At 41.2% G+C, this 243-nt stretch carries 1 protein-coding gene; it reads right to left on the bottom strand.

Features of this window, described 5'->3' with window-relative positions:
* Positions 1-243, bottom strand: a 243-nt coding sequence (locus tag C6N31_RS47475; protein WP_232486387.1) for a hypothetical protein, incomplete at both ends; no start/stop codon positions are given.

Here is a 243-nt window from a genome sequence, read left to right as displayed (position 1 = left end):
AATCTTTTTACTATCGAGCCCTAGAGAAGCGATAACAGTTTCAGCACATTCCTTGTTGTATTTTTGCTCCCTCATGGGACATCTAATTTGAAAATCAGTTACATAGTCCCACCATACCCAGGGCCTTTTGCTCTCATTTGCCACTTTAAACACACATAGCTGCCTTAAGTTTTCAAGAACTACATTTTTCCCTTCGTAACCTTTGCTAAAATCCTGTTCAGGGCCGGGAGCACAATATCTTCC

Origin of the sequence: Streptomyces fildesensis, assembly GCF_016107395.1 — a bacterium.
GTDB classification, from domain to species: Bacteria; Actinomycetota; Actinomycetes; order Streptomycetales; family Streptomycetaceae; genus Actinacidiphila; species Actinacidiphila fildesensis.
Note: the sequence above shows the minus strand (reverse complement) of the source record. Positions and strands in the feature narration are given on the sequence as shown.